General features: G+C 44.6%; 6 protein-coding genes. 2 read left to right on the top strand and 4 right to left on the bottom strand.

Annotated elements, in window-relative coordinates; translation table 11 throughout:
- Positions 1-20: 20 nt before the first annotated feature.
- On the bottom strand, positions 21-617 hold the full coding sequence (locus RH88_RS22265; protein ID WP_005600267.1) for a VOC family protein: 597 nt from the start codon (positions 615-617) through the stop codon (positions 21-23).
- Positions 618-828: 211 nt separating this feature from the next.
- Here RH88_RS22265 and argS point away from each other — a divergent pair, with 211 nt between their 5' ends.
- Together argS and RH88_RS22275 are read left to right on the top strand one after the other, a co-directional pair.
- Positions 829-2,562, top strand: a complete 1,734-nt coding sequence (gene argS, locus RH88_RS22270) for an arginine--tRNA ligase (protein WP_005600268.1) — start codon at positions 829-831, stop codon at positions 2,560-2,562.
- A gap of 425 nt (positions 2,563-2,987) precedes the next feature.
- Complete coding sequence (locus RH88_RS22275; protein ID WP_005600269.1) at positions 2,988-3,419, top strand: HIT family protein; 432 nt, start codon at positions 2,988-2,990, stop codon at positions 3,417-3,419.
- A gap of 95 nt (positions 3,420-3,514) precedes the next feature.
- Here RH88_RS22275 and RH88_RS22280 read toward each other — a convergent pair whose 3' ends face one another.
- Genes RH88_RS22280 through RH88_RS22290 form a run of 3 tightly spaced genes read right to left on the bottom strand, consistent with a single transcriptional unit; the run spans position 3,515 to position 6,239 of the window.
- Positions 3,515-3,745 carry a FeoC-like transcriptional regulator gene (locus RH88_RS22280; RefSeq protein ID WP_005600270.1) on the bottom strand — a complete coding sequence of 77 codons (231 nt, stop codon included), beginning with the start codon at positions 3,743-3,745 and terminating at the stop codon, positions 3,515-3,517.
- Positions 3,742-6,012, bottom strand: a complete 2,271-nt coding sequence (gene feoB / locus RH88_RS22285; protein WP_005600271.1) for a Fe(2+) transporter permease subunit FeoB — start codon at positions 6,010-6,012, stop codon at positions 3,742-3,744. Before feoB ends, RH88_RS22280 begins: the two co-directional genes overlap by 4 nt.
- Positions 6,012-6,239, bottom strand: a complete 228-nt coding sequence (locus RH88_RS22290) for a FeoA family protein (protein ID WP_005600272.1) — start codon at positions 6,237-6,239, stop codon at positions 6,012-6,014. Before RH88_RS22290 ends, feoB begins: the two co-directional genes overlap by 1 nt.
- Between the last annotated feature and the right edge of the window lie 991 nt (positions 6,240-7,230).

The following is a 7,230-nucleotide window of genomic DNA, read 5'->3' on the forward strand; positions in this document are numbered from 1 at the left end:
AACATCCATATAAAGCTTGATTAGTCTTGCTCTGACGCCACAATAGCCTTCAATGTATGCGGGTGAAGCTTAATGCACACCCCTTCATACTTAAAGGCTACCGTCGGATTATTCAAGCGTTCTCCCTCGCCTTTCGGGCTAGAGAGTTTTACTTTAACCCCCAAGTCCGCTAGCTGTTCAAAACGTTCAGCAAAGACTGGCAATTGACGTTGCAAATCAGCCAAATAGTCTTCTGCGGTTTGTGCCATTGAAGGGATCACAAACTCAATGTGCTCCCAACTTTCATTTGGGTAACTTTTACCTGGTGCAGGATAAGGCAATTCGAGGCACTCGATATGCCAGCCATTACTGTTTAATGGGCGGTCAAACGCAATGACCACGATAGGACGACCGCTAATTTTCGCTAACGAAATGACCTCGCCATACGCTGACCATGCTTGATGTGCTTGCGCAGCAATCTCAGTCTCGTTGATACGCAATGCGATATGATCGGCTTGTGCAGCCGAGAGATCCAAGCCAATACGTTCCGCCAATGCTTGTATCTTAGCGGTAAACAGATCTAGATCTTGCAACATTTGTTGCGGTGTTAAGCGTTTAACTTCCAATTGTGCTGTCATTTCTGTTCTCATTTTTATGCCGAAATGGGGTTGGCTATAGTAATCGCAAACATTGTCAATTTCTATTGGCTATAAAAAGTCTAAATTTCATCTTATCCTCTCTATATGGCAAGCAATAAAATTGTTATCATTAGCGCCATTTTTGTGAACTCCAACAGAACTCAGCCATAATCATGTTGAGTTCTTCGTCCTTGAAATGAAGGAAACGCGTGTGAATATCCAAGCACTGATTAATGACAAAGTATCTCAGGCTCTCGAAGCCGCTGGCGCACCTGCAGGCAGCCCTGCTGTGGTTCGTCAATCTGCAAAAGCACAGTTTGGTGACTACCAAGCAAATGGTGTAATGGGCGTTGCTAAGCAACTTGGCACTAACCCTCGAGAATTTGCGCAAAAAGTACTGGATGTTCTAGACCTAGACGGTATCGCGAGCAAAACAGAAATCGCCGGCCCAGGTTTCATCAACATCTTCCTATCTGAAGAGTTTCTTGCAAAACAAGCAGAAGCAGCACTAAACGACGCTCGTTTAGGCGTAACGGCTGAAGAAGCAAAAACCATCGTAGCTGACTACTCAGCACCAAACGTCGCTAAAGAGATGCACGTTGGCCACCTACGTTCTACCATCATCGGTGACGCAGTGGTTCGTACTCTTGAGTTCTTAGGCCATAACGTAATCCGTGCTAACCACATCGGTGACTGGGGTACTCAGTTCGGTATGCTGATTGCAAACCTTGAGCGTGTACAGCAAGAGTCTGGTGAAGTATCGATGGAACTTTCAGACCTTGAAGCCTTCTACCGTGAATCGAAGAAACTGTACGATGAAGACGAAGAGTTTGCAGCTAAAGCACGTGCGTACGTGGTAAAACTGCAAGGTGGTGACGAGTTCTGCGCAGAAATGTGGAAGAAACTGGTTGATGTTACGATGATCCAAAACCAGCGTAACTACGATCGCCTAAACGTATCACTGACTCGCGATGACGTAATGGGTGAAAGTAAGTACAACGACATGCTGCCTAAAATCGTTGCGGATCTACAAGCGCAAGGTCTTGCGGTTGAAAGTGAAGGCGCGCAAGTTGTCTTCCTAGACGAATACAAAAACAAAGATGGCGAAGCGATGGGCGTTATCGTGCAAAAACGCGATGGCGGCTTCCTATACACCACCACAGACATTGCCTGTGCAAAATACCGTTACGAACAGCTAGGCGCTGATCGTGTGCTTTACTTCATCGATTCACGCCAACACCAGCACCTAATGCAAGCGTGGACTATCGTTCGTAAAGCCGGCTACGTACCAGAATCAGTCTCTCTTGAGCATCACGCATTTGGCATGATGCTAGGTAAAGATGGTCGTCCATTTAAGACTCGTGCCGGTGGTACGGTTCGCCTAGCGGATCTATTGGATGAAGCAGAAGAGCGCGCAGCGCAGCTAATCGAATCGAAAAACCCAACGCTAGCAGCAGAAGAAAAGGCGACAATCGCAAATACGGTTGCAATGGCAGCGGTAAAATATGCTGACCTTTCTAAACACCGTACCACTGACTACGTGTTCGATTGGGATAACATGCTGGCGTTCGAAGGTAACACGGCGCCATACATGCAATACGCATACACTCGTGTCGCATCAATTTTTGCCAAAGCGGGTGTATCGATGGATGAGCTGCAAGGCGACATCATTATCACTGACGAAAAAGAAAAAGCACTTGTGGCTAAACTGCTTCAGTTTGAAGAGGCTGTACAGTCTGTTGCTCGTGAAGGCCAGCCACACATCATGTGTGCTTACCTATTCGAACTAGCAGGTCAGTTCTCTAGCTTCTACGAAGCATGCCCAATCTTGGTTGCTGAAGATGCCGCTGTTAAACAAAGCCGTCTGAAAATGGCTGCACTAACCGCAAAAACCATCAAGCAAGGTTTGTCTCTTCTTGGTATCGATACGCTAGAGCGTATGTAAGCGAGAAGCGAGAAGCGAGAAGCGAGAAGCGAGAAGCGAGAAGCGAGAAGCGAATAATTGTGGGGGTTGACGTGAAAGCGTCAACCCTTTCTTTTTTTAAGGACAGAGAATCGAGAACGAGCTTCGCTCTATGGAACGCTTTGCTTTTAGAACCGAGAGACAGCCATGCTAGTTCAACTTGCAAAATAGATCCCCAACTCGCTCGTACCTCGCTCTTGAGGATGACAAACTTTAATGCTGTCGCTGCTTTCGTGTACGGAAGATCAAACCGTCACCTGTCATTCCTTTCAATCGGAAAACCTAAATTCGTCATTCCCTACAGTGAGGAACGAACGTGATAGGGAATCTTGCATTTAGTCGGTAATAACCTAGCCACACCTTCCCTCCAACCTTATACTCAAGCAAAACAATTAATTGGAAAGACTATGAGCTTTGAACTTCACCCTCAACTGGCTAAAGACACCACGGTACTTGGTCACTTCCCACTTTGTGTCGCGCTTTTGCATAAAGACAACACGGTGCCATGGGTTATTTTGGTACCACAGCGCAATAATCTTAAAGAGTTGCACCACTTGCCTATGCATGAGCAACAGCAGTTTTTGTTAGAATCTCAAGCCGTCAGCCAAGCATTGGAAGCAACCTTCCAGCCAGACAAACTAAACCTTGGCGCGTTAGGTAACATGGTGCCACAACTGCACATCCATCACATCGCACGCTTCCAAACGGATGCAGCATGGCCAGGTCCGATTTGGGGCAACACTCAAGGCATTTTCCGCGATGATGAAGAACAACAGCAGCTGCATACTCGCATTAGTAATGTACTCAGCCTGAGCAGTTTATTCAGTAAAGCGAAGTAGAACATTTCTTCGCTTTAAAAACAGGCTCGATACAAATAAAAACGCCACTCGATGAGTGGCGCTTTTATTCTCAGATGACTACTGAGGATGAATTATTACATCGTCACCGTCAAAGACAATCCATTTTGCTTATTGGCTGAATAGCGAACGCGAGTAACATGGTCAGCTTTATTGGTGTCAATCATACGCGATATCACACCTTTCTTAATCCAAACTGACAGCATCGCATCAACACCGTCTTCACTTAGGGCAAATTTTTTCGCCAACTCACTGCGCGAAGCACTCCCCTGTGCATCAATGTGTTGCTTCAATTCAGTCAATATCATGCAATTTGTACCTCTAGCGTTTGTTGTTTCTTACCTGCCGCTTTCAAAGCACGGTAAGTCAGGCCACCGATGGCTAAAATACCACCAATCCAAGCAGCGCTTGTCGCTGGATGATCAGCAAAGTGACTCGCTTGGTAATAAAGCGTTGCCCCACCGTAAGCTAAGCCCATTGTCCACACCGCAATAAATCGCGCATATTTAGGGCCGAACTCACGCACATAAGCACCCATCGCAGCCACACAAGGTGTGTAGAGCAAGATGAAGATTAGGTAAGCAAATGCAGCATGGCTACTTGCAAAATAACCTTGTAGATTACCAAAAATTGACGCATCCACTTCTTGGTCTTCTGCTACCGCCGAGCTATCGGTTAGGTCACCCACTTCAACGCCTAGTGGATCTGAATAGTTTAGACCCGCAAGGTTATCTGGAATGGTCATAACTGCCTCTTGCAAGCTAGCCATTAGATCGTATTGTGAATCTTCACTTTCCGCCGGAGCATAAAGGCTATTCAGTGTACCAACAACCGCTTCTTTAGCAAAAATACCTGTAATAATACCGACCGTTGCTGGCCAGTTATCTTCTCTTACCCCCATAGGTGAGAAGATTGGCGTAACCACTTGCGACGCTTTCGATAGTACTGAGTTCTCACTATCTTCATTACCAAAGCTACCATCAGTACCGATCGAGTTAAGGAAACTTAGAATCGTCACAACCACAACGATGGTTTTACCCGCACCAAGCACAAAACGTTTCAGTTTTTGCCAAGTCTTGATCATCACGTTCTGCATCGTTGGCAACTCGTAATCAGGCATCTCCATCACTAAGCTGTCACTTGAGCCTGGGTAAAGCGTCTTTTTCAACACATAACCAGTAAATACAGCCGCTAGAATGCCAAGTAGGTAAAGAGCAAATACGACGTTCTGACCACTTTCAGGGAAGAATGCCGCAGCAAACAGCGCATAAACAGGTAGACGTGCGCCACATGACATAAATGGTGCCATAGAAGCAGCCAGTTTACGCTCACGCTCTTGATCAAGGGTACGAGTGGCCATGATTGAAGGAACGTTACAACCAAAACCTAGCACCAATGGCACAAATGCTTTACCGGGCAAGCCAATCTTCTGCATCACTTTGTCCAATACAAAAGCAGCGCGAGACATATAGCCAGAGCTTTCTAGAACAGCAAGGAATAGGTAAAGACAGGCAATCACTGGGATAAAGGTTGCTACTGTTTGAATACCGCCACCAACACCATCAGCAATTAGCGTTACCAGCCATACAGGCAAGTGACCATCTAGCAAGTAGTGTCCACCATCAACCAATACCGCGCCCACACCAATATCGAAGAAATCGATGAATGAGCCGCCGACATTAATTGAGAACATAAACATCAAATACATCACGACAAAGAAGAAAGGCACACCAACCCACTTATTAAGGATGATATTGTCTACTTTCTCGGTGAAACTATGACTGAGCTTTCCTTCACTACGGCGTACTTTTTGACATTGTTGATGAAGGAATGTGTATTTCACATCAGCAACATGCAAATCAATATCAAGCTCGAGTGAATTTTGAGCTTGAGAAATGACATCTCGTTGTTCCGATTTAACCGAATTAAGGACTAAAACGTCATTCTCTAATGCTCGAATAGCAAGTGCACGAGCGGCAACTTCTTGGCCCGCGAAAATAGGCATAATATTGCTAATTTCACGCTCAAATGCACTGTCGTAAGCCAAATTCAATTCATCTAGCGTAACACCTTGGACTACCAACTTATGCAATAGTTGCTTGAACTGAACCACTTGGCCTTTATTGTTGGCCGAAATTGCAAACACAGGACAACCCAGCATTTTTTCTAACGCTTTGGTATCAATCACCTGACGCTCGCGTTTAAGCGCATCCATTTTATTGAGTACCACGATCATTGGACGCCCCAATTCACGCAACTGCAATGTCATATATAAGCTGCGCTCTAAACAAGTCGCATCAACGACATTGACGATCAAATCAGCCGGATGAGTAAGAACGGCGCGCGATGCAATAGATTCATCAATACTATTACCATCATTGCCACTATCAAGCGCGTAGATACCCGGAAGGTCGGTTAAGAAGAAGCTGTCACCAGAATGATTGAAACGACCTGTTTTTTTCTCGACGGTTACACCCGCCCAGTTACCCACTTGTTGTTTAGCGCCCGTTAAACCATTAAACAGGGTCGTTTTACCACTATTTGGATTACCAACGGTTAGAATTTTATAGTCCATTACTTCACCTCGACCAAAATTGACGCGGCCATATTCGCGCGTACCGCAATAGAGACTCCACGAACTTCAACTTGGATCGGATCTCCCATCGGGGCAAAACGGATTAGTTTGATCGGCGTGTTTGGCAGTAGCCCCATCACCATCAATTTTTTACGTACATCATTCGAGAGTCCGTCAAAACCGATAATAGTGGCTTCTTGCCCTTGCTGTAATTTTGATAATTCCATGGAGAGCCCAATAAGTTGAGTTGCTTTTAATAATGAGAGTTATTTTCATTTCTGTTGAGGATTTTAACTAAACCACGGGTTGCAATTCTTGTCTGAAATCAAATTTTGCGTTTTTAAAACCATGTCATGCACATGGTCTCACCGTTACTTTCGTTAAAAAACTAACGTCAAAAACGTCAATTTTAGTTTTCAATTAATCTTTCATTTTTTTGTTTAATTCGATACCTTTAGGTTTTTATAAAAATTAACTAGTAATTTCATGCACTTATAATCATGTCGCAAATCTTATACTAAGTTGGCGTTAATTTTATAAAGAAAAAAAGTTCGAGACTTTATAGTGTTCTTCGTCGGGCAGATAATGCCTTTTGACAATGAATTCCAGAGGTGGTGCCTAGCACCACTCCGGCAGCAAGCGAAGGTGTCCTTGACACCCGTGGTATAGTCCCCCCGGCTATACCACGATATTTTTTTCTCCTCCTTGGCAAAACATCACACTTTCCAGAAACTTAGTTCTACTTTCTTGAAGCAATCTCTCTAAAAAACACCTTAATGCGTTTTTTTTTAATGCAAATTTAGAAACTAGCTAATAAGTACCATCTGCTCGATAACTCCGGCCTATCCTTTTGACTCATTTGCATTTAATGACACGCTCTTTTTATGCCCTTACATTGCGCGTATCTCACTTCGTTTTATCGCTGAGCTTCTAATCGGCAACAAACAATCGCCCACTTAGGGCTCATACTACAAGCACGAAAGCAGGTGAACTCATACCTTATCATTACCGTTCAGTTCGTTAGGCTAAGTAACAGCTGTGATATTTGCTCAAGACAATTGCTTAGAACTAGGCACAGATAGCAGCTAGATCGTAACTCTAAAGGCACTGTTGCGACTAAAAGGTGTTACAACGTAGTCAGTGATTTAAGTTAGCAAGAATGGTAAGAGGCTTATGGTGATTGGAATCAAAAGGCTATCGCCATAAAAAAAGCGCTCA

The organism is Vibrio scophthalmi LMG 19158 (assembly GCF_000222585.1).
In the GTDB taxonomy this organism is placed as follows: domain Bacteria; phylum Pseudomonadota; class Gammaproteobacteria; order Enterobacterales; family Vibrionaceae; genus Vibrio; species Vibrio scophthalmi.